The 21651-nt window shown below is 48.6% G+C and carries 21 protein-coding genes; 4 read left to right on the top strand and 17 right to left on the bottom strand.

Going from position 1 to position 21651, the window contains the following annotated elements; all coding sequences use genetic code 11:
* Positions 1 to 81: 81 nt before the first annotated feature.
* Genes H8710_RS00895 through H8710_RS00885 form a run of 3 tightly spaced genes read right to left on the bottom strand, consistent with a single transcriptional unit; the run spans position 82 to position 1054 of the window.
* The gene (locus tag H8710_RS00895) at positions 82 to 294 is read right to left on the bottom strand and encodes a DUF896 domain-containing protein (RefSeq protein WP_249293505.1); all 213 of its coding nucleotides are present in this window, start codon (positions 292 to 294) and stop codon (positions 82 to 84) included.
* On the bottom strand, positions 291 to 731 hold the full coding sequence (locus H8710_RS00890; RefSeq protein WP_249293504.1) for a YaiI/YqxD family protein: 441 nt from the start codon (positions 729 to 731) through the stop codon (positions 291 to 293). Before H8710_RS00890 ends, H8710_RS00895 begins: the two co-directional genes overlap by 4 nt.
* The gene (locus tag H8710_RS00885) at positions 728 to 1054 is read right to left on the bottom strand and encodes a cupin domain-containing protein (RefSeq protein ID WP_249293503.1); all 327 of its coding nucleotides are present in this window, start codon (positions 1052 to 1054) and stop codon (positions 728 to 730) included. The genes H8710_RS00890 and H8710_RS00885 overlap by 4 nt, the downstream gene beginning before the upstream one ends.
* A 259-nt stretch (positions 1055 to 1313) precedes the next feature.
* Between H8710_RS00885 and H8710_RS00880 the strand changes: the two genes are divergently transcribed.
* Both H8710_RS00880 and H8710_RS00875 read left to right on the top strand, forming a co-directional pair.
* Positions 1314 to 2177: a MurR/RpiR family transcriptional regulator gene (locus tag H8710_RS00880; protein ID WP_249293502.1), complete on the top strand. Its 864-nt coding sequence runs from the start codon at positions 1314 to 1316 to the stop codon at positions 2175 to 2177.
* Positions 2174 to 3493, top strand: coding sequence for an MFS transporter (locus H8710_RS00875; protein WP_249293501.1), 1320 nt, complete (start codon positions 2174 to 2176; stop codon positions 3491 to 3493). Before H8710_RS00880 ends, H8710_RS00875 begins: the two co-directional genes overlap by 4 nt.
* 68 nt (positions 3494 to 3561) lie before the next feature.
* Here H8710_RS00875 and H8710_RS00870 read toward each other — a convergent pair whose 3' ends face one another.
* The 8 genes from H8710_RS00870 to hrcA form a co-directional block, all read right to left on the bottom strand.
* Positions 3562 to 4695 (bottom strand): ABC transporter ATP-binding protein, encoded by a 1134-nt coding sequence (locus H8710_RS00870; RefSeq protein WP_249293500.1) that lies wholly within the window; start codon positions 4693 to 4695, stop codon positions 3562 to 3564.
* 213 nt (positions 4696 to 4908) lie between these two features.
* Positions 4909 to 5373: a DUF4830 domain-containing protein gene (locus H8710_RS00865; protein ID WP_249293499.1), complete on the bottom strand. Its 465-nt coding sequence runs from the start codon at positions 5371 to 5373 to the stop codon at positions 4909 to 4911.
* A gap of 117 nt (positions 5374 to 5490) precedes the next feature.
* The gene (locus H8710_RS00860; protein ID WP_249293498.1) at positions 5491 to 7551 is read right to left on the bottom strand and encodes an elongation factor G; all 2061 of its coding nucleotides are present in this window, start codon (positions 7549 to 7551) and stop codon (positions 5491 to 5493) included.
* A 335-nt stretch (positions 7552 to 7886) separates the two neighbouring features.
* Entirely contained in the window at positions 7887 to 8507 is a 621-nt protein-coding gene (locus tag H8710_RS00855; RefSeq protein ID WP_249293497.1) for a hypothetical protein, read from the bottom strand.
* 212 nt (positions 8508 to 8719) lie between these two features.
* Positions 8720 to 9880 (bottom strand): molecular chaperone DnaJ, encoded by a 1161-nt coding sequence (gene dnaJ, locus H8710_RS00850; protein ID WP_249293496.1) that lies wholly within the window; start codon positions 9878 to 9880, stop codon positions 8720 to 8722.
* Positions 9881 to 9993: 113 nt separating this feature from the next.
* Positions 9994 to 11853, bottom strand: coding sequence for a molecular chaperone DnaK (dnaK, locus tag H8710_RS00845; protein ID WP_249293495.1), 1860 nt, complete (start codon positions 11851 to 11853; stop codon positions 9994 to 9996).
* 59 nt (positions 11854 to 11912) lie between these two features.
* A complete protein-coding gene (grpE, locus tag H8710_RS00840; protein ID WP_249293494.1) occupies positions 11913 to 12470 on the bottom strand; it encodes a nucleotide exchange factor GrpE in 558 nt (185 codons plus the stop codon).
* Positions 12471 to 12513: 43 nt separating this feature from the next.
* Positions 12514 to 13599: a heat-inducible transcriptional repressor HrcA gene (gene hrcA / locus H8710_RS00835; RefSeq protein WP_249293493.1), complete on the bottom strand. Its 1086-nt coding sequence runs from the start codon at positions 13597 to 13599 to the stop codon at positions 12514 to 12516.
* A gap of 574 nt (positions 13600 to 14173) precedes the next feature.
* Here hrcA and H8710_RS00830 point away from each other — a divergent pair.
* Together H8710_RS00830 and H8710_RS00825 are read left to right on the top strand one after the other, a co-directional pair.
* Positions 14174 to 15046, top strand: coding sequence for a MurR/RpiR family transcriptional regulator (locus H8710_RS00830; protein WP_249293492.1), 873 nt, complete (start codon positions 14174 to 14176; stop codon positions 15044 to 15046).
* 10 nt (positions 15047 to 15056) lie between these two features.
* Entirely contained in the window at positions 15057 to 16283 is a 1227-nt protein-coding gene (locus H8710_RS00825) for a BaiN/RdsA family NAD(P)/FAD-dependent oxidoreductase (protein ID WP_249293491.1), read from the top strand.
* Positions 16284 to 16304: 21 nt separating this feature from the next.
* Here H8710_RS00825 and H8710_RS00820 read toward each other — a convergent pair whose 3' ends face one another.
* From H8710_RS00820 to H8710_RS00795, 6 genes are all read right to left on the bottom strand, one after another.
* A complete protein-coding gene (locus H8710_RS00820; RefSeq protein WP_249293490.1) occupies positions 16305 to 16547 on the bottom strand; it encodes a hypothetical protein in 243 nt (80 codons plus the stop codon).
* Positions 16548 to 16694: 147 nt separating this feature from the next.
* The gene (hydF, locus tag H8710_RS00815; protein WP_249293489.1) at positions 16695 to 17864 is read right to left on the bottom strand and encodes a [FeFe] hydrogenase H-cluster maturation GTPase HydF; all 1170 of its coding nucleotides are present in this window, start codon (positions 17862 to 17864) and stop codon (positions 16695 to 16697) included.
* A 16-nt stretch (positions 17865 to 17880) separates the two neighbouring features.
* The gene (gene hydG, locus H8710_RS00810) at positions 17881 to 19329 is read right to left on the bottom strand and encodes a [FeFe] hydrogenase H-cluster radical SAM maturase HydG (protein WP_249293488.1); all 1449 of its coding nucleotides are present in this window, start codon (positions 19327 to 19329) and stop codon (positions 17881 to 17883) included.
* 52 nt (positions 19330 to 19381) lie between these two features.
* A complete protein-coding gene (gene hydE, locus H8710_RS00805) occupies positions 19382 to 20389 on the bottom strand; it encodes a [FeFe] hydrogenase H-cluster radical SAM maturase HydE (protein ID WP_249293487.1) in 1008 nt (335 codons plus the stop codon).
* A 3-nt stretch (positions 20390 to 20392) separates the two neighbouring features.
* Entirely contained in the window at positions 20393 to 20638 is a 246-nt protein-coding gene (locus H8710_RS00800; RefSeq protein WP_249293486.1) for a TM1266 family iron-only hydrogenase system putative regulator, read from the bottom strand.
* A 301-nt stretch (positions 20639 to 20939) separates the two neighbouring features.
* Positions 20940 to 21614 (bottom strand): M48 family metallopeptidase, encoded by a 675-nt coding sequence (locus H8710_RS00795; protein ID WP_249293485.1) that lies wholly within the window; start codon positions 21612 to 21614, stop codon positions 20940 to 20942.
* Between the last annotated feature and the right edge of the window lie 37 nt (positions 21615 to 21651).

Below are 21651 nucleotides of genomic sequence, written 5' to 3'. Positions count from 1 at the left end.
CAACCCATATCGACAAGTTTTTGAATTTCTGCGCCTTGCACAAAAATCAGCCGGAGAAATCATTCTTTTCTCCGGTTGATTTTAGTTTTTCCTTTTTTTGAGGGGACGTCGGGTACCATCTGGTTCAACAATCACCGTTTGCTCCAGGGTAGAGCGCAGATTCTCCCGATATGCAGCGACATAAGCGTCCCTCAGCTTTTTCTGCTCCACTTTTTCCTCGTCGGTTAGTCCCTCATTCTTTGCCTTTTTCGCAAGTTCGTTGATTCTACCGATAGTTTGGTTCGTTATCTTCATGTTCTTTTCCTTTCCAGCATCACAATAAGTTTTTCTTCAAAAGCGCGGTCATCCGCTTGGGTGCGTTTTTGGGCCCCTTTTGTATGCCGTCCTCTTCGGCGAACTTCTTTTCCCACATGCCGCTCAAATAGGAGCTTGTCCATATTCTGCTGGCTGTATTCCATCCCGTTTTGGTTAAGCGCCAGTGCCCTCTTACCCAAAGCCATAGCTGCAACGCCAAAATCCTGAGTAACCACCAAGTCTCCTGATTTAGTCAGATTGATGAGTTTAACGTCCGCGCTGTCCGCCCCTTTGTCCACCATAACTACTTCACTGTAGCCGTCGTTCAGTTGGTGGCTGGTATCGACGACCATTGTCACAGGAATGCCCCTCTTTTTTGCCTCCCGGACGATAATTGTTTTCACCGGACAGGCATCCGCGTCCACAAGTATTCTCATTTGTTGACTTCCTTTCCGCTGAACACACAGAGCCAAATGCAGGGAGGATTTTGACTGGTATAAGAAACACGGTGCCGCTTGCCTGCCGGCAGTAAAATACAGTCTCCCGTACGCAGAACCGCTTCGTTTCCCTTTTCATACTGAATACGGCCCTCTCCTTGCAGGACTAAAACCCATTCATCCTCGTCCTGTTCATACCAAAAACCCCCCGGAGACACCTGTCCGCTCGATACAATACGCTCAACACGGGCATGCGCATTCCGATACATGATGTCTACTTTTTCTTCCTCTGTATTAGGGTCTAAATGAGCAAATAAATTCATAAACACTCCTATTTCTTCCAATTACGCTTTCTAACTAGCCTATTTGACTTGATGAGAGATATTTTAACATATTTTTTAGAAAAAATCACGAAAAATCTTTGCAAAATGGAATATTTTGCCGTATAATATTAATAAGATTATGCTTATTAAATTATAAATTTATATTTTTCTTGAGCAAAAACCATTTGACAAATCCAAAATATGTGATATACTCATCGTAGAGGACTACGAATGAGCAATTTTCAACGGAGGTATTTCTATGATTGAAAATATGAATGTCCTCAGCCAAATTGAAAAGGATTTTCTTTCTATGTCAGAAGTGGAAAAGAAAATCGGCGGCTATATCCTGCATTATCCAGAGAAGGTCATCAATACGACCATGCGTGTCTTATCTCAAGAAATTGAAGTGTCGGAGGGAAGCATTGTAAACTTTTCCAACAAATTGGGGTTTGACGGATTCACCAGGTTGAAAATCGGCATAGCTCAGTCCTTGGGTAAACATAAATATCATCTCCTAGAAGAAGTAGACGAGAAAGACTCACCCAAAGACGCCATGAAAAAGACAATGGATAACGCCATAGCGTCTTTCCAATCCACCTACAACGCAATTTGTCCGGATGAATTGCAAAAAGCAATCGATTTGATTATGAACACCAAAAAACGGATTGAGTTTTATGGAATATCAACTTCAGCTATTCTGGCAAACGATGCGTATTATCGTTTTAGGTACTTGGGATTGCAGAGTGCTGCGGTAACCGACGCCTTTATGCTCCCCGTATCCGCCTCTATGCTGGATGAAGATTGCCTGGCGGTGGCTTTTTCCCACACCGGCCGCACCGATGAAATCGTGGATTCTATGAAAATCGCCAAATACCGGGGTGCCAAAACCATGTGCATTACCAGCTATTCCAGCGGTGCATTGGCCAAACTGTGCGATGTGAGCCTAGTCGCTATTTCTAACGAGGCAACACAAATCGACCGTCTGCCCGTCTCTTCTCGACTGACACATCTATTGCTGATGGATACTTTGTGTGCCTATATTAATGCGAAACAGGAGGACACTATGTTGGAAAAACACTCCATCACTAACGAAATTGTGGAGCGGCACTATCAGCGTTATTGATTTTCTGGGTCTTGCTGGCGTCTTCTTTTCAATTGGCAAAATTTTACGGAAAAGTAGGATTTGTCATGGACGAACCGCGTATGTCTACAACAGGCGTCCTTTCTCTGGGCGCCATTTGCTTTCTTTCGTATAATGCCTGTTATGCCGGCAGGAGCATTCTCAGTGCCATCATGCCGGAGATGATGAAGGAGACCGGATTTTCCAGTGCGACGCTGGGATTATGGGGCTCCATGTTCTTTTTCACCTACGGCATCGGTCAGGTTATCAACGGCTTAATCGGTGATCGTATCAAAGCGAAATGGATGGTTTCAGCAGGACTGCTTTTTTCCGGCATCGTAATCGTCCTTTCCTCCTGCACTGGTTCCTCCATCATTGGAGGTGTGTGCTGGGCGGCATGTGGGTTTCTCCTCTCAATGCTATGGGGCCCGCTTGCCAAAGTGATTGCGGAAAATACAACTGCCCAAACCGGCCGCCTTCTGATGACTGCCTTGAGTGCCGCATCCATCATTGGCACTATGGTGGCCTATTTGATTGCATCGGCAACATCTGCTCAACACCGCTGGAAATGGTCTTTTTATATTACAGGAATTATTCTCGTCCTTACGGCGATATTATGGTTTGTTGTATTACATATCTGGGAACAAAAAAAACACCTTCGCGCGATTCACTCGGCAGCGGCTCCGGTCCAAGGCATTATCCCCCTCCTGTCCCTATTGCGCAGACATCAGCTTTTTCCCATTATCCTCATGACCATTATTAATGGTATCGTCCGGAATGCAGTCGCTTTCTGGATCCCTACTTACATTGCAGAGCAATTTCAAGTACTGCCTGCCACCGCGTCTGGCATTACCAGTGTTCTTCCGCTCTTCAACCTAGCAGGTACTTTTATTGGGCTTCGTTTGCTAAAAAAGTGTAAGGAAAATGAGTATAAAACCTCAATCATACTTTTTGCAGTCTCCGTGGCGATGTTCTTAACTATGTCACTAATGCGTGGCAACTTTTTTGTACTTACGGTAATTGCTCTGTTTTTGGCAAATGCAGCTATGGCCAGTGCCTGTAACATGGTTTTCAGCGTGTATTGCCTGAAATTTCGCGATACAGGACGGGTATCGGCTATCACCGGCTGCCTGGATGCCGTCAGCTACCTATTCGCGGCGCTGGCAAGCCCAATTTTTTCTGCCATCGTATCTGGAACCAGTTGGAACACTACTGTTTTCATATGGAGTGTCTTGAGTGCCGTTGGGATGGCCGCTGCAATATTCGCTTATAAAAGCGATAAGAAAGGCGCCACAACAGAATTGCAGCGCTGCAGATAGGTCATTCAGTTAAATGTTATCAAAAAGCCCGCAGATTATAAAATCTGCGGGCTTTAGTTATTTTACAATTAGTCGAGAACCACTCTCTCGGTTTCTTTGTCAAACAGATGGATCTTATTGACATCGATAGCCATCTTAATAGAATCTCCGGCTTTCGCAGTCGATCTGGGGGATACACGAGCAATCATATTTCTGCCGGCGCAAGTTACATACAAGAAGGTTTCAGCACCCATCAACTCGGTTACATCCACTGTGCATTCAACAAGGCCAGTAGAAGCAGCGGAAAGGAACATTTCCTCATCCTTGAGGTCTTCGGGGCGAATACCCAAAATCATGCCCTTACCGATATAAGCTTCAAGTTCAGGAGTTCTCTTTCCTTCGGGGATTTCGATTTCATAGCCATTATTCTCGGCGCCTTCAACATCGTCAAAAACAACAACCAATTTACCATTTTTATCATGAAGGGTAACATCAATGAAGTTCATCTGAGGAGAACCAATAAATCCTGCAACAAATACGTTAACAGGTTTGGAGTAGAGGTTCTGAGGAGTGTCTACCTGCTGGATAAAACCATCTTTCATAACAACGATTCTGGTACCCATCGTCATTGCTTCGGTCTGGTCATGAGTTACGTAAATAAAGGTAGTGCCAAGACGGAGGTGGAGCTTAGAGAGCTCGGTTCTCATCTGCGCACGGAGTTTTGCATCCAAGTTGGACAGAGGCTCATCCAGAAGGAACACCTGGGGCTCACGGACGATAGCACGGCCCAAGGCAACACGCTGACGCTGACCACCAGACAAAGCCTTAGGTTTACGGTCCAGCAAATGGGTGATGTCTAGGATACGGGCAGCTTCGTCAACACGGCGTTTGATTTCGTCTTTCGGGGTTTTGCGAAGTTTCAAACCGAAAGCCATGTTGTCAAAAACAGTCATGTGAGGATACAGAGCATAGTTCTGGAAAACCATTGCGATATCGCGGTCTTTGGGGGCGATGTCGTTAACCAGTCTGTCGCCAATGTAAAGCTCACCTTCCGAAATTTCTTCCAGACCGGCAATCATTCTCAGAGTAGTAGATTTACCACAACCGGAAGGGCCTACCAAGATGATAAACTCTTTATCTTCGATGTCCAAGTTAAAATCGGAAACAGCGGTTACGCCACCGGCGTATTTTTTATAGATACCTTTCAGTGTTACGCTTGCCATAAAACGGACCTCCTATTTTTTGACGTATGATGTTGGATTTGTTATTAATACTATATCAAATTTTTTTCCCGATAGATAGCTCTTTATTGTCCAAAGATTAAAAAATCAATTTGTGTAGATTGCCCAATACTTTGTAATATAGCGTAAAACTAAGAGAATTACATCGAAAACAAGTGATTTTTATAGGTATTAATCACAGATAAACAAATATATCTATTTTTTCTTGAATTCATGCATAAATCCTGGTTCAGATAGCGAGCAAATGTCACCTCCGATGATTTTCCCTTCAGAAATCAGCAGATTTGCACGAATATCATCCGGATAGTTTGGATAATTCGTTACGATATAACAAAAACGTTTGACCCTCTTTCCTGCATATTTTTTCAAATCAAAGTTTTGCTTTTTCTGAATGTCGTTATATTGCTCATAAATGTCATTAAAAACCGGTGGAATTTGTACTTCCACAATTTCGCAGGGTTCCGGCTCAACCTGCCATCCAAAACTTTCTAGATAAGCAATTCGTTCTTCATTGCTATCGCCTGCAACTGCTGCTTTTGCTCCTGTGGGTACTGCCCGCTCACCCGAAAACAAAAAAACAGCGGCAACGCAAAGAACGAGTACGACAAAAGAAAGTATGGCCCATTTTTTCTTTGGCATTCTCATTGAAAGTACAAACATGTAACTTCCCCCTATAAAACAATCTAAAATTTCCCTGCATGTGGGAATTTATTCCTGTTCTATAGGTATGCCAAATTTAAATGGGCCATACCGTTTTTTACTTATTTAAGTGTAAAATCATTCTTCTTTCGCTTTTGAATTTTCAATTACTGCTGCTTCCAGATTGGAAGGCAACGGGTCGTACCGCTCAAATACAAAGCTAAAGCTTCCGCTTCCCTGGGTCATCTGGCGCACCAGAGTCGCAAAATCCTGCATCTCACTCATAGGAGCTTCCGCTTCGATCTCAGTCATACCGTCCTCTGCAGCGTTCATACCCAGCACACGTCCACGGCGTTTATTTAGCTCTCCCATCATATCTCCGGTGGTGTTGTCGGGGACGAGAACGCTTAGCTTGCCGATGGGCTCAAGAATAATAGGAGAAGCCTGGGGAAGACCCGCCTTATATGCCAACGAGGCTGCCATCTTAAAGGACATTTCCGAAGAATCCACCGGATGGTAAGAACCGTCTACCAAGACTGCTTTCAATCCCACAACTGGGTATCCCGCCAATGTGCCGTGCTTGACACAGTCGCGGAGGCCTTTTTCAACAGCTGGGAAGAAGTTTCGGGGGACAGCACCGCCGAACACCTTCTCCTCAAAGACCATCTCTTCACCATCGCAGGGCTCAAATTCGATCCAAACGTCGCCGTACTGGCCGTGGCCACCGCTCTGCTTCTTATGCTTGCCCTGGACTTTGACCTTCTTGCGGATCGTCTCACGGTAAGCGACAGTAGGCGGTTCCAGGGTGACATCCACGCCGAATTTAGACTTGAGTTTAGCCACTGTCACGTCCAAATGCTGTTCACCAAGGCCGCTTAACACCTGCTCATGTGTCTCGTTATCAATGACAAAGGACAAAGTGGGGTCCTCTTCCAATAGTCGGGTGATCCCCTGGGAAATCTTACTTTCATCGCCCTTACCCACTGGCTTAATCGCCATAGAGTAGCATGGAGCAGGAAACTCAGTCTTGGTCAAAACTACTGGTTTTTTAGGCGAACACAGAGTATCACCGGTATTGGCGCTCAGCTTGCTGATGGCACAGATGTCTCCGGCCTTGATTTGTTTTATTTCTTCCTGCTTTTTACCGCGGATAAAGAGAAGTTTTCCGATTTTCTCCGGCTGTCCTGTGGTCATATTGACAAGCTCTGTATCGGGAGCCAATTTTCCAGAAATTACTTTTACATAAGAAAGCTTGCCAACAAATGGGTCGGCGATGGTCTTAAAGACATAAGCCACCGGATCGCCGCTTTCATCACAGGGGACTTCGACGATGTCGTCGCCGGAAATTCCCTCTTCCCCGCCTTTTTCGCCAGCGGAGGGGAGCATTTCCACCATATCCTCCATCAACAGGTCAATGCCTTCCATCGTAAAAGATGAACCGCAGAACACAGGGGTGATGGTACCGTCAAACACACCCTTGTGGATACCTTGAATCATCTCCTCGTGGGTGTACTTTTCACCGGAAAAATATTTATCAAAAAGCACCTCATCTGTTTCAGCTACAGCCTCGCTAATAGCGTTGACGAGACCCTCGATGCGATGCTCCGAATCCGGCATCGGCACTTCTTTCCGGCTGCCGTTTTCGTATGTATAAGCCTTCATTTCAACAAGGTCGATATAGCACTGGACTTTGGAATCCTGCACAAAAGGGACGACCAGTGGACAGATAGACGGACCAAAATTTGCTTTCAGCCCTTCCAACACCTTGTAAAAATCCGCATGTTCCTGATCCATTTTGGTGACAAAAATCATACGGGATTTCTCCATTTTTTCTGCCATTTTATAGGCTTTCCTGGCACCTACGGTGACGCCGGATTTGCCGGAAACGGCAATGAGAACGCTTCCTGCCGCACGAATGCCCTCACTCATTCCCAAAGCAAAATCAAAGAGGCCAGGGGTGTCCAACAAATTGATTTTTGTGTTCTGAAACTCTACAGGATCGATTGAAAGGCTCAAAGACGCCCTTCTCTTAATTTCTTCTGTATCATAATCGGAAACGGTATTTCCGTCGGCAACTTTTCCCAGCCTGTCGGTGCAGCCCGCTTTAAACAGCATCGCCTCTACAAGACTGGTTTTGCCGCTTCCGCCGTGTCCGACGACTGCAACGTTTTTAATGTTGTTGGCACTGTAATCTTTCATAACTTACCGCTCCTTATTTATGTTATTTTGATTTTTGCAGATTGAAAGCCTAATCTTTTGCTGCAAATTGACATCAAACTTCCAAATTATACAATATATATAAAAAGGATTGTTTGAATGAAATTATTATAGCATAATTTACTATGGCGCACAAGAAGAAAAACAGAAAAAACCGCAAAACTTTACCGTCAGATGTAAAAGTTTTTACGGTTTTTCTGTTAATAGTGCCTATTTAAAGTGCAAATGATACAGCTGATATTTAAAACTTCTTGAAGGCAGGAAAAACTAAAAAAGCGCCGAACTATTCACGGCGCTTTTTTATAAATCACTAAAGATTATGCGATTTTCAAAGAATCGACAATTGCTTTGACTGTAGCATCATCAATTGTGGGTTCCACGCCTGCAGGAGCGCTGTAGCTCACAGCAACCAGCTTAGTACCATTTAAAATGTGGTACTGAACCATGGTCATATCCATTCCCTGAAGGGTTCCGGTCAGAGAGAATACAGCAGTGTCTTTCTGAGTGCCGTCATATTCTTCACCAGTTACCTCAGCATCAGCATACTGCGCCTGGAGCATGGGAAGAGTCGCGTTAATGTAGTCCTTTACAGCGGGAACCTTAGTGCCCAAATCCTGTACCATAACTGCAACGCTGTCACCAGCAGAATCTTCCGGCATTACTACGATAGTATCACCGGCAGCGGTGTTGGTGTTGGTTTTCATCCAAGAAGAGGGATAAGAAAATTCCAGGCCGTTATCATTATAAACCGTTAAATCACCAGCAGACTCGCCGCTCTGCTCATCGGAAGAGCTAGAATCGCCAGAGTCGCTGCTGTCTGAAACGCTGACAGAGCTGCTGGAATTATCATTGTCGGGTTTGTCGGAGCCGCAGCCAGCCAATGTAAGCGCCAAAACTGCAGCGCACAGGGTCATTGCAAGAAAAGTTTTCTTTTTCATGAATAAATCCTCCTATTTTCCGTCGAAAAGACGATTTATCTATAGGGTATCACTTCATTACAGTGAAGTCAATCAGCTATTTAAAAATTCGGTAAATTAAAATAGAAAGTAAATATTTTTAGGTCAAATTGTTGTGAAAATAATAAAAATTTTGTTTTCTTTAAAAAATATATAGAATAAAAATCAGCGGCCGTAATTGGCCGCCGAAAAAGTTATTTATTCTCAAACATATCTTTTAGCTTCTCAGAAAATGATTTTTTCTTTTGTGTCTGCTTTTCAGTGAGCGATTCCTCAAAGGCCTTCAGTTTGTCCTTCTGCGTTTTAGAAAGGTTTTTAGGCACATCAATAGTGATAGTCACAAACTGGTCGCCCCTTCCCCTGCCGTTGAGGCGCTGAACACCCTTCCCACGGAGGCGGAAGGTGGTTCCGGGCTGGGTTCCCTCCGGCAAAGTGTATTTCACATTGCCGTCGATGGTGGGCACCACCAGCTCGTCGCCGGTGACTGCCTGGTAATAGCTGACCGGCATCTCACAGTAAATGTCATATTCCTTACGTTTAAACAGCGCATCGGGCCGCACTGCAATCAGCACCAGCAAATCGCCGTTGGGGCCGCCGTTTGTGCCTGAGTTGCCCTGTCCACGAATGGAAAGAGTCTGCCCGTCGTCAATGCCCGCAGGAATCTGAATTTCCACCTTTTTGGTGTTGCTGACCGAGCCGCGCCCTGCACATTTGGGGCAGGATTTCTCGATAATCTTGCCCTTTCCCTGGCATTTATCACAAGCCCGCTGACTGCTGATCACCCCGAAAGGAGTCCGCTGCTGATACCGCACCTGTCCAGTACCGTTACAGTCGGAACAGGTCTTCATGGCGGTGCCGTTTTCCGCACCGGTGCCGTGGCAGTCAGGGCAGGATTCAGAACGGTTGACGCTGACCGTCTTGCTGACACCTTTGCAGGCCTCGAAGAAGGAAATCGCCACTTGGATACGAATATCGGTGCCTCTGCGAGGGGCATTTGGGTTCTGACGTCTAGACGATCCCCCGAAACCACCGCCGAAAAAGCCTTCAAAAATATCGCCGATATCGCCCATATCGAAGCCAAAGCCACCGGAGCCGTAAGCTCCGCCTGCACCGCCACCGAAGGAAGGATCCACCCCAGCGTGGCCAAACTGGTCATAGCGGGAACGCTTCTGGGGATCGGACAGGACTTCATACGCCTCGTTGACCTCTTTAAACTTTGCCTCCGCTTCCTTGTCGTCGGGATGCAAGTCGGGGTGATATTTTTTCGCCATTTGGCGGTATGCTTTTTTCAGTTCGTCCTCAGAGCATCCTTTTTGCACCCCGAGCACTTCGTAATAATCTCTTTTGTCAGCCAATGGCATTACCTCCCAGTATGTAGGGCAAGGCGGACGCCGCCCTATCGGTTAGACAGTACCATAGGGCAGACTGAGTTGAGCCCGCCCCATGACACCTATCTATTGTATTGCAATTATTTGTTGTCGTCAACTTCTTTAAAGTCCGCATCTACTACGTTGGGATCGGCATTGGTGCTACCGGCGTTCGCGGCGCCGCCCATATCGGGACCGGGGCCAGCCTGCGCGCCCTGAGCTGCCTGAGCCTGCGCCTGGTAAAGCTTCTCGGAAACTGCGTAGAACACCTTCTGAAGCTCATCCTGTTTTGCTTTGATGGCTTCAATGTCAGTGCCTTTGAGCGCCTCTTTCAAAGCGTCGATCTTGGCCTGCAGATCAGCCTTCTCGGAAGCGTCAATCTTGTCGCCAATCTCGCCCAAAGTTTTTTCAGACTGGAAGACCATCTGATCGGCGTTGTTGCGGATATCGACGTTTTCACGGGCCTTTTTATCCTCAGCTGCAAAAGCTTCTGCTTCTTTAACCGCCTTGTCGATGTCGTCCTTGCTCATGTTGGTGGAAGAAGTGATGGTGATCTGCTGCTCCTTGCCGGTGCCCAGATCTTTGGCGGATACGTGGACGATACCGTTTGCGTCAATGTCAAAGGTAACTTCAATCTGAGGAACGCCGCGGGGAGCTGCCGGGATGCCATCCAAGTGGAACATGCCCAGGGACTTATTGTCTTTCGCAAATTCTCTCTCGCCCTGAAGAACGTGGATTTCAACAGAGGTCTGGCCATCGGCAGCAGTGGAGAAAATCTGAGATTTCTTGGTGGGAATGGTGGTGTTTCTCTCGATAATCTTGGTGAAAACACCGCCCAAAGTCTCAAGACCCAAGGACAACGGAGTGACGTCCAGGAGCAGCAAGCCCTTGACCTCGCCGCCCAGCACGCCGCCCTGGATGGCAGCGCCAACCGCGACGCACTCGTCAGGATTCAGGTTTTTGGAGGGCTCTTTGCCGGTCGCCTTGGAAACGGCCTCCTGCACGGCGATAATTCTGGTGGAACCACCTACCAACAGGATTTTATTCAAATCGGAAGCGGACAGTCCCGCATCGGACAGAGCCTGTTTGACCGGGCCCATAGTAGCTTCTACCAAGTCTGCGGTCAATTCATTGAATTTCGCACGAGTCAGGGTCATATCAAGGTGTTTCGGGCCGGTTGCGTCTGCGGTGATGAAGGGCAGGTTGATTTGAGAAGTGGTCACGCCGGAAAGCTCGATTTTTGCCTTTTCGGCAGCTTCTTTCAAGCGCTGCATCGCCATTTTGTCGTTGCGGAGGTCAACGCCCTGGTCCTTTTTGAATTCGTCCGCCATCCAATCGATGATGCGCTGGTCGAAGTCGTCGCCGCCCAGATGGTTGTTGCCGGCGGTGGCCAGAACTTCCTGCACGCCTTCGCCCATCTCGATGATGGACACATCAAAGGTACCGCCGCCCAAGTCGTAGACCATGACTTTCTGGTCGCCCTCTTTATCCATGCCATAGGCCAGAGCCGCAGCTGTGGGCTCGTTGATGATGCGTTTAACATCCAATCCGGCAATTTTACCGGCGTCTTTGGTGGCTTGACGTTGTGCGTCGGTAAAATATGCCGGAACGGTGATGACCGCTTCGGTAATTTTTTCACCCAGATAACCTTCCGCGTCGGTTTTCAGTTTCTGCAGGATCATTGCTGAGATTTCCTGGGGGCTGTAGGATTTGCTGTCGATGGTGACCTTATAATCCGATCCCATATGCCGTTTGATGGAACTGATGGTCCGGTCCGGGTTGGTGATAGCCTGGCGTTTTGCCACCTGGCCAACCATTCTTTCACCGTCTTTAGAAAATGCTACGACCGAAGGAGTGGTTCTCGCGCCTTCATGGTTTGCAATGACGACGGGCTCTCCGCCTTCCATAACTGCTACACAGGAGTTTGTTGTACCTAAGTCAATACCAATGATTTTTCCCATAATAATTTCCTCCTAAATCAATCTATTTGTTTTCAGAATTTACGATATATTCAAAAGTTCTACGGATTAGCGACAGCTACCATAGCGTGGCGGATCACTTTTTCACCCATTTTGTAGCCTTTTTGCAGCACGTTTGCAACAATGTTTTCTCCCAGGGTTTCGTCCTCGATACGACTCACCGCATAATGGAGTTCGGGGTCGAATGCCTGGCCTTCGGCTTCAATTTCCTCAACGCCCATTTTGCCCAATGTATCTTTCAGAGAAGTAAAAATCATCTCAACGCCTTTTTTAAAGTCGGCGTCCCCGCATTCCGCCTGCAAGGCCCGCTCAAAATTGTCCACAACGGGAAGAAGCTCTGAAATGCACTTGGTTTTAGCTACCGCGCCGATTTCCTCTTTTTCTTTTAGGGTCCGTTTACGGAAATTATCAAATTCCGCCATCTGCCGGAGCAATTTATCCTCCAGCTCTTTGTTTTTTTCCTTCAGAGTTTCCGTTTCATCGGCCGTTTGCTCTTCGGTGGCCGATTCCTCCGCAGTAGTTTCCTCCATCACGGTCTCCTCGATTTCTTCCACCTTTGTCTCTTTTGCTTTCTTATCCTGCTTAGCCACTTGAGCCATCCTTCCTTTCTGCCGCAGCGCTGACCGCCGCTTACTGTCTATCTTATACGTGATCTTCCGGGCCAATCACAATGTCTCTTCTCACTCCCCGGCTCGGTTTGTCACGGTCAGCTTCAAACGCTTCTGTCATCAGTCTGGACACAGTGTCCGACAAGTATTCCACATAGGGGATAATTCTGCTGTAGTCAAGTCTCAGCGGCCCCAACACACCGAACGAGCCCGCCGGTCTATCTCCCTGATTATAAGAGGATAATATCAAACTGGAATTGGTAATAGCAAAATCCCCGTCTTCCTCGCCGAATATAACGTTGATACCATCAAAGGCCTTGTCTAGCACCGCTTCCAAGTCGTCCTTACGACTCAAAAGCGCTGCCACATCGCGGTTTTGGAAATCGCTTCTCGCCAAGAGATTTGACTCGTTGCGGATTTCTACGCTCTTTTTACGAAGCTCGTTTGTAATGTCGTAAACGCCGTACAAAAGTGGTGCCAAGCCCACCATATAACTTCCCAGTGCCACGCCCAGCTCCAAAACCTTTTCGTTTGTCAAATCCTCCACCCGAAGCCCTGTGATGTTGGCCTGAATGAAGTTGACGAAATAATCGATTTGTTCGTGGCTCAAATCGAACTCCAACCGGCAGACCCTGTTTTCCACCGCACCGTTTGATGTGAGCATCAAAAGGGCGTACAGCCGCCTCCCTGCTGGAATGACTTCCACGTGGGTAATAACCGAAAAGCTCATCTGTTCCGACTTGCTGATGATGGCACAGCCGGTCAGGTCGGCCAGCAGCTCCATAGCGTTACTGATGACGGTTTTTGGGTTAAGGTCACCTTTCACGATTTTCTGATCGATTGCCGCCTTCTCTTCCTCTAACAAAGGAACCTTTTTCATGAGATGGGAGATGTAAAACCGATATCCACGATAAGAGGGAACCCGTCCCGCCGACGTGTGGGGCTGTTCCAAGTACCCCAGCTGTTCCAAAGCCGCCATGTCGTTTCGAATGGTGGCGGAAGAAACCGTGTTTTTGAATTCCTCAGCGAGAACCTTAGAGCCAACCGGCTCCCCAGTTTTGATATACCGCTCCACAACTGTTTTGAGAATCTGAAGCTTTCGCTCATTCAGCGCTTTCACGGTATCACCTCTTTTCGTTTTAGCACTCTTTGTCTTTGAGTGCTAAGTATAATTTAACACGGATTTCCAGAATTGTCAAGGGTGGTTTTTAAACGATTTATGAACTTTCATTGCCAAATTTATTTTTCTTTATTGGGAAGTTTAAAAAGCCTGTATCCTTTCAAGAATTTTTGCAATCTCCCCTTTTCCTTCTTGCAAAAATATGGGAACATGGTATAATTAACGCAATAGAAGCTGTCGCCGGCGAAAATCGCCGACCGTATAAGATGCGGTTTGTGAAACTGCAGTCATTTTAACATTATGTTTCCTGTATCACCATTGGGGCTTCCCGGCGAAAAATCAAAGCGGATAAATTCGCTCATGAGCCATTGTAAGCGGTATACAAGTCCTTTAAGGCGTATAGAAACCTCGCTGGCAAAAGGCATACTTTTAAAGGACGCCCATCCCTAACATCAATAAAACAAATTCTAAAGATCATTTCTCTTGAAGAAAAATTGTCCCATTCAATTATGAGCAGTTGAGATAGAACCGAAAATATCAGGCGGAAATCCGCCGGAAGAAAGGCTGTACTTTTATGGATATTCTCGAACAAATTACAGCAAAATGGCGCAACTTCTCCAAAGGGCAGAAGCGCATTGCAAACTACATTCAGGAGCATGCTGACAAGGCGGCTTTCATGACGGCGGCGAAATTAGGACAAACAGTAGGCGTCAGCGAATCAACAGTGGTGCGCTTTGCCTATGAGCTGGGGTTCAACGGCTATCCGGAAATGTCCAAGACCCTCCAGCAGACCATCAAGACGCAGCTCACATCGGTGCAGCGGATTGCCGTCACCAAAGAGCGGATCGGAAATGACGACATTTTAAATAAGGTATTGCAGTCCGATATGGACAAGATCAAACGGACGCTGGAAGAAACTTCCCACGAGGATTTTGAAAAGGCTGCTGCTGCTATTGCCAACGCCCGAAACATCTACATAATCGGCGACCGGAGTGCCTCCGCATTGGCCCGCTTTATGGAGTATTACTTTAACCTGATGTTCAACAATGTCCGAATGGTTCACACTTCCAGCTCCAGCGAGCTATATGAACAGATCATCCGCCTGGGGAGCAGCGACGTTCTCATAGGCATCAGCTTTCCTCGGTACTCCAATTTGACGGTGAAGGCCTTTGAGTTCGCCTCAAAAACTGGAGCACCCGTCGTCGCCATCACAGATGGTCCCAGCTCCCCCTTAGCCAAAGACGCAACCGTTCTGCTGGCCGCCCGCAGCGATATGACCTCCTTCGTCGATTCCCTGGTGGCGCCTTTAAGCCTCATCAACGCTCTCATCGCCGCTGTAGGACTGCAAAAACAGGATGAAGTCATGTCCACCTTCAACCATCTGGAAAACATCTGGGCGGAATACCATGTCTACCAGAACAGCGAAAAGAAAGAATCCGCCGAATAGAAAGGATTTTATGAACTACGATCTGATTGTCATAGGCGGCGGCGCCGCAGGAATGACGGCGGCCTGTATGGCGGCTGGACGGTATGGAAAATCCGTCCTTTTGCTGGAGCGGAATCCCCGGCTGGGAAAAAAACTCCTGATCACCGGTAAAGGGCGCTGCAATATCACAAACAACTGTGATGTAAACGGCCTTATTGCAAATATTCCCAGAAACCCCCGGTTTTTATACTCGGCTTTTAACAATTTCTCCCCGCAAGACACGATTTCTTTTTTTGAGAGCCTCGGCGTCCCGGTCAAAACCGAACGGGGCAACCGGGTGTTCCCCCAGTCCGACCGGGCTTATGACGTAGCAGCCGCCCTGGAGCAGGAGCTTCGCCGCCTCAAAGTGGAAGTCCGCACCGAACGGGCTCTCCGGCTGCTTCTGGAGGATGGCCGCGTCACCGGCGTCCGCTGTGAAAGCGGCGTGGAATATCTCGCCCCCTCAGTCCTAATCGCCACCGGGGGGAAATCCTATCCCTTAACCGGTTCTACCGGTGACGGCTACGAGCTCGCAAAGCAGGCCGGGCACTCTGTCGTTCCCCCTGTCCCCTCCCTCATTCCCATCCTCACCGAGGAAAAAGACGTGAAAGATATGCAGGGGCTGTCCCTCAAAAACGTCACCCTGACGGTTTCGGAAAGGGGCAAGCCCATCTACTCCGAGCTGGGGGAGATGCTCTTTACCCATTTTGGAGTCAGCGGGCCCCTCATCCTGTCCGCATCGGCCCATATGCGGGAGCCGGACAAGGGCCGGTATCTCATGGAAATCGACCTAAAGCCCGGCCTCACCGAAGAACAGCTGGACAAGCGGCTGCTCCGGGACTTTTCCCAAAACCTCAATCGGGATATTATCAACAGCCTGGGCGCCCTGCTCCCCCGCAAAATGATTCCGGTGGTTTTAAAACGCTCCGGCATTCCGTTTGAGACGAAAATCCACGAAGTCACAAAGGAACAGCGGCAGACGCTTCTCCGGGCCGTCAAGGCGTTTTCTCTCCACCCCACCGGCTTTCGCCCCATCGAGGAAGCCATTATCACCAGCGGCGGCGTGGACGTGAAGGAAGTGAATCCCAAGACCATGGAGTCGAAACTACTGGAGGGCCTGTTTTTCGCCGGCGAGGTGCTGGACGTGGACGGCTATACCGGCGGGTTCAACCTGCAAATCGCCTTTGCCACCGCCCATCTGGCGGCGTTATATGCGTAAATGAAGCACCCCGACGTCATTTTATAGGACGCCAGGGTGTTTTTTCCGTTCTTCTATCTCCTGATTTGGCAGATGCTCAATAATGGTATTTTTGATGCCGTATTCCAGCATCCGATTGATTAATTCATTTCGGGAACAATGCACCTCGTCAGCAAGCCGATCTAAATGCTGAATCAACCCTTCCCTGACCCGAATCTTCGTCACCCGATAACCATCCTCTCCACGAATTTTGATTGTCAACGGCTCTCTGCTGTTTTCACTCATTTTAAAAATCTGTCCTCATAAACATCACCGTTTTTATTATATTCCCTTTTTCTTTTAGTGCTAGGGGTATTCTGACCTAATGGAAAAATAAATATGAAACCCGGCAGGCGACGATTTTCATCGTCACCTGCCGGGTGTTAATTTCTTCTACCAGCAAATTCGCTCCAGTATCCCGTTCATATAGGCGATGGCAACGCCGAAGTTCGTCATCGGCACCCCGTACTGCTCCGCCTCGCTGATTTTGGAGAGCATGTTTTTCCGGTTGACCATGCAGCCTCCGCAATGGAAGATGAGCTTGTACCCCTCCATGTCGTGGGGGAACCCCTGTCCCGAAAACAGCTCGATTTGAAGCTTGCCTCCCACATATTTTTCGAGCATCCGTGGAAGCTTTTCCCTTGCGATGTCGTCGGGCAGGGCGTGATGAGTGCAAGACTCCATAATCAGCACCCGGTCGCCGGGCCTCAGCGATGCAATCGCCTTCGCTCCCTCTATAAAGCTCTCGATATTCCCCTTGTTTTCCGACAGGAGCACCGAAAAGGAGGTGAGGGGTATTTTCTTGGGAAGCATTTCATCCACTGCTTTGAACACCTGAGAATCGGTGATGACCAAAGCGGGCGGTTGTTTTAAAAGTTCCAGCATAGGCTTCAGATCGGCGGGCTTGAGCACCACCGTCCTGCAATCGTTGTCCAACAAATCCCGGATGGTCTGTACCTGAGGCAGGATGAGCCTCCCCTTGGGCGCTTGGATATCCTGGGGCGCTACCAAAACGACCAAATCGCCCGGCTTTACGAGATGTCCCGTAAGGGATGGCATCTCGAAATCGCAGCCGGCGTGCTGGATAAGAAATTTTTTAAACTTGCCCATCTCGGCTGGATCAGAAGCGTCGATGGACAGAGTGGGCAGTTCAAAAGGCAGAGCAAATTCCTCTCCTTTTCCAAACCGGTTCACCACGCAGACGGTTTTGACCTTATGCTCCCGCAAAAGGTTCAAATACCGCTGCTCCTCACCGAATTCTTCCCGTTCCGACGAGACTACTAAGACCGCCAGATCGGTTTTCCGCACCACCTCACGGGTCTTTTCAAGCCGCTGTTCCCCCAAAGCGCTGTCGTCACAGAATCCCGCCGTGTCAATGAGCACCACCGGCCCGATGGGCAGCAGCTCCATGGCCTTATAGACAGGGTCGGTGGTGGTTCCCGCCACGTCTGAGACGATGGAAACCTCCTGTCCGGCCAGTTGGTTTACGAGAGTCGACTTTCCGCTGTTGGTGCGGCCAAAAAAGGAAATATGCAACCGGTTGGCCCGGGGCGTATCCTGCATCTGTTTGTCCTCCTTTTTAGAACCGGAAGTCCCGCCGGTTAGACGCCTTGATATCTTCGATATTCTGGACGGCGATTTCTCTCACCTTGTCCTTTGGAATTTTTGTGAGCTCTTTGCCGATCAGCTCAAAACCGATTTTTTTCGTCTCCTCCGAAGCGTAATCGACCAGATACTCGGTCAGGGTCATCAACGCGTTTGGATGGCAGCAGTTTAAGATTTGCCCATTCTTACACAAGCTCATAAACCGGTCCCCTGTCCGGCCTTCCCGGTAACAGGCGGTGCAAAAGGACGGAATGTGCCCGTTTTCCATGAGCCAACGGACCACTTCGTCCAAGGTGCGCTGGTCGGAGACGTCGAACTGCTCAGAATCGTGAGGGCGTTCCTCCTCGGTGTAGCCGCCCACCGAAGTACGAGACGCGCCGCTGATCTGAGAGATACCCAGATTAAGCACCTTCCCCCGCACCTCTTCCGATTCCCTCGTGGAAATAATCATGCCAGTATAGGGCACCGCCAAACGGATGCAGGCGATGATTTTCTCAAACATTTCGTCGGGAATCGAGTTGTCGAATACATCCGGGTCGATGTCGTCGGCGTGCTTGACCCGGGGCACACTGATGGTATGAGGACCGACACCGTGAACGGCCTCCAGATGCTCGGCATGCATGATAAGCCCAGCAAACTCGTATTTATAAAGCTCCAACCCGAACAAAACCCCCAGTCCCACGTCGTCGATGCCGCCTTCCATCGCCCTATCCATGGCCTCGGTATGGTAGTCGTAATCGTGCTTCGGTCCAGTTGGATGCAGTTTTAAGTAGCTCTCCTTGTGGTAGGTTTCCTGGAACAGGATGTAGGTGCCGATGCCCGCTTCCTTCAGTTTGCGGTAATTTTCCACTGTGGTGGCGGCAATGTTCACGTTTACGCGTCGAATGGCCCCGTTTTTATGGTTCACGCTGTAAATGGTCTGAATGCAGTCGAGAATATACTCGATGGGGTTGTTGACAGGGTCTTCCCCCGCCTCAATGGCCAGCCGCTTATGCCCCATGTCCTGCAATGCAATAACCTCCTGCCGCACCTCCTCCTGGGTGAGCTTTTTCCGGGCGATGTGCTTATTTTTCAGGTGGTAGGGGCAGTAGAGGCATCCGTTTACACAGTAGTTCGACAGATAGAGCGGCGCGAACATGACGATCCGGTTACCATAAAAACTGAGCTTGATTTCCTCCGCAATGCGGTAGATCTCCTCCACCTTTTCCGGAATGTCACAAGCCAGTAGCACCGACGCCTCCCGATGGGTCAGCCCTTTGCAGACGGTGCCGCTCTCGGTTTTCTGAGGCCGCGCCTTGTTGAGGATCTCGTCGATCAGCTCAATATTGTTTTTATTTTTTTCCGCGTATTCCAGCGTCTCGAGGATTTCCCCGTCGTTGATAAATTCCTCCGCCCGGAGGGATTTTGGATTATATACTGCCATTTTGCTCGTCTCCTTATCAATTGTAACAATAAACTTTTGAAAATATTAAGTCTTACACACCTGTTCTTCCCATCTGGGCCAAGGCACACTTCAAATCGTCCAACTGCTTTTTAAAGTCCATATCTTTCGTCTCCCTGCCAGGATAGATATCGTACAGCTCCCGATACTGGTATGGAGTCACCTTCTGCATGATGACGTTGGCCCCGCAATTTAAGGCATCCCGCAGGCCGCCTTTGATGTTCAGAGCCGTCGTAGAAGGCAGATACGCATCTTTTAACACGATACGGGACAAAGCTACCGCCTTGAGGGTCAGCTCAGCGCTGCCGTCCCGGCTGCCCCGCAGCCTAGTCCCAGGATGGCAAATGTAAGGCCCAATACCCGCCATAGTCACCCTTAGCTCCTTCAAATGAAGAATATCTTTTGCAAGAGTCTCCACTGTCTGTCCGGGCAAACCAACCATAAACCCGCTCCCCAGCTCGTAACCAAGCCGGCTCAGCTCTTTTTGGCAGCTGAATCGCTGCTGGTAATCGCTGTGGGGGTGATACCAGTCGTAGAGCGCCCGATCCGCCGTCTCATGCTTGATGAGGAACCGGTCGGCGCCGCAACTCTTCCAATAGGCATAGTCGTCAAAAGGCCGCTCCCCCACGCTCAAGGTCAAAACGAGCCCGGTTTCAGCCTTGATTTCTCGGATAATCTCCCCCATGCGTTCCTTGCTGTACCACAAATCCTCCCCGCTCTGGAGCACCAGCGTCCGGTACCCGGCCTTTGCTGCCAGCTGTGCTGCCCCGACGATTTCCTCCGGCGTCATCCGAAAGCGAGTGAGATTTTTGTTTCCAGCGAACAACCCGCAGTAGGCGCAGTCACAGCGGCAATGGTTTGAAAACTCAAGAATCGCCCGGATGTGCACCGTGTCCCCGCAATATTGCCTCCGCACCTGGTCGGCGAATTCAAAAAGTTCACTTAGTTGTGAACCCTCCGCCTCCAAAACTGGGACAAGCAGGTCAGGTGTCAAATTTTCTGTTTCAAAAATCTTCTCTAAATTATCGGTAATACCGCTCATATCCTATCCTTTCGAAATGGCCGATTTGACCGAAACACCCGAAAGTTTCCCCAGCTTTCCAGTCATGGCGCTGATCTCGTCCATCGTCCCGTCAACGATGAGGGAAATCACCGCCACCTGCCGTTCCCGATAGGGCAAGCCCATTCTTCCAGCAATGATTTTGCTGTACTGATGAAGCAAATTGTTGATTTCATCGGACATGCTGTTGTCCTCCACTACGATCCCAACGACCCCCAGCCGTTTTTCCATAAAGTTATCCTTCCTTTCTGGAGCATTCCGTCACCGCACTCCCCGGCCAACGCGCATTCATCCTGGTTTCCGATCAAAAAATAAAAACTCCTTTTTGCCAAAGCAAAAAGGAGCGTACAATCATATGGGCAAAAATCCCCCTATTATAGGAGAAATCCTATGACGATACTGTTCCGTTTGCTCGGACAATCCTTGCAATTGGGTCAGAAATCAAAATTTTGAAAGAACCGACACACAGATGAAATCCATCCGCCCGTTTGTTTTTATTTTAACGCAAAAAAACTGCATTTGCAAGCCCTTTTTACCAATCTTCCATGACAAGGCGCTTTTGCAGTTGCCGTAGAAGCTTTTCCCGCTCCTTGTAGTCCGGCAGTACCCGCCCTACTTCCTGCCAAAATCGTGCCGAATGGTTGTGCTGTAAGATGTGGCAAAGCTCATGGACGACGACGTAATCCACCGCCGCCTCGGAAGCCAAAATGAGCTTCCAGGTAAAATTCAGGCTGTTTTTACCGGAACAGCTCCCCCATCTGGTATTGGCGCTCCCCACTTTCACCGCCGACGGCGTCACACCGACCAGTTTGCTGTAAAACCTTACTTTTTCGCCGATGCAGCCCTTAGCGAGGCTTTTATACAGCCCAATTATCAGCGGTTTGTTTTCGGAAAAATCCTTTTGGGGCAGGAGAAACCGCTTTCCATCAAAAAAGGGACTTTTGTGCTCGGATGACAGATATACCGGATATTCCTGACCGAGATACAAAAGCGCACTCCCATCTCCTACCGAAAATTTTGTCTGCTTTAAAAGTTCTCGCTTTCGCTGTTCTAAATGGTCCCGAATCCACGGTTCTTTTTCGGCAAGGAATCCTTCGATAAACGAAACGGAGGCCCGCATCGGCGCCCGCACTTCCACCCGAGCGTCTTTTGTAATGGAAACTGCTATGGTTTTTCGTTTAGAGCGAATCAGCTGATAAGGGATCATAATGGCACCTCTGTATTTTAGTCTTCCATCATTGTAC

Origin of the sequence: Fumia xinanensis (assembly GCF_014384905.1) — a bacterium.
Lineage (GTDB): Bacteria > Bacillota > Clostridia > Oscillospirales > Ruminococcaceae > Fumia > Fumia xinanensis.
The sequence above is the reverse complement of the archived record's forward strand: the minus strand, read 5'-3'. Positions and strand labels throughout refer to the sequence as shown.

Coding starts and splice junctions, on each gene's coding strand:
- H8710_RS00820 (WP_249293490.1), bottom strand. CDS start 16,547: ATGAGTGAAAACAGCAGAGAGCCGTTGACAATCAAAATTCGTGGAGAG.
- H8710_RS00830 (WP_249293492.1), top strand. CDS start 14,174: ATGGATATTCTCGAACAAATTACAGCAAAATGGCGCAACTTCTCCAAA.
- H8710_RS00865 (WP_249293499.1), bottom strand. CDS start 5,373: ATGTTTGTACTTTCAATGAGAATGCCAAAGAAAAAATGGGCCATACTT.
- H8710_RS00880 (WP_249293502.1), top strand. CDS start 1,314: ATGATTGAAAATATGAATGTCCTCAGCCAAATTGAAAAGGATTTTCTT.
- H8710_RS00855 (WP_249293497.1), bottom strand. CDS start 8,507: ATGAAAAAGAAAACTTTTCTTGCAATGACCCTGTGCGCTGCAGTTTTG.
- H8710_RS00870 (WP_249293500.1), bottom strand. CDS start 4,695: ATGGCAAGCGTAACACTGAAAGGTATCTATAAAAAATACGCCGGTGGC.
- grpE (WP_249293494.1), bottom strand. CDS start 12,470: ATGGCTCAAGTGGCTAAGCAGGATAAGAAAGCAAAAGAGACAAAGGTG.
- hydG (WP_249293488.1), bottom strand. CDS start 19,329: ATGGCAGTATATAATCCAAAATCCCTCCGGGCGGAGGAATTTATCAAC.
- hydF (WP_249293489.1), bottom strand. CDS start 17,864: ATGCAGGATACGCCCCGGGCCAACCGGTTGCATATTTCCTTTTTTGGC.
- H8710_RS00825 (WP_249293491.1), top strand. CDS start 15,057: ATGAACTACGATCTGATTGTCATAGGCGGCGGCGCCGCAGGAATGACG.
- H8710_RS00795 (WP_249293485.1), bottom strand. CDS start 21,614: ATGATCCCTTATCAGCTGATTCGCTCTAAACGAAAAACCATAGCAGTT.
- H8710_RS00890 (WP_249293504.1), bottom strand. CDS start 731: ATGAGAATACTTGTGGACGCGGATGCCTGTCCGGTGAAAACAATTATC.
- H8710_RS00885 (WP_249293503.1), bottom strand. CDS start 1,054: ATGAATTTATTTGCTCATTTAGACCCTAATACAGAGGAAGAAAAAGTA.
- H8710_RS00800 (WP_249293486.1), bottom strand. CDS start 20,638: ATGGAAAAACGGCTGGGGGTCGTTGGGATCGTAGTGGAGGACAACAGC.
- dnaK (WP_249293495.1), bottom strand. CDS start 11,853: ATGGGAAAAATCATTGGTATTGACTTAGGTACAACAAACTCCTGTGTA.
- hydE (WP_249293487.1), bottom strand. CDS start 20,389: ATGAGCGGTATTACCGATAATTTAGAGAAGATTTTTGAAACAGAAAAT.
- H8710_RS00895 (WP_249293505.1), bottom strand. CDS start 294: ATGAAGATAACGAACCAAACTATCGGTAGAATCAACGAACTTGCGAAA.
- H8710_RS00860 (WP_249293498.1), bottom strand. CDS start 7,551: ATGAAAGATTACAGTGCCAACAACATTAAAAACGTTGCAGTCGTCGGA.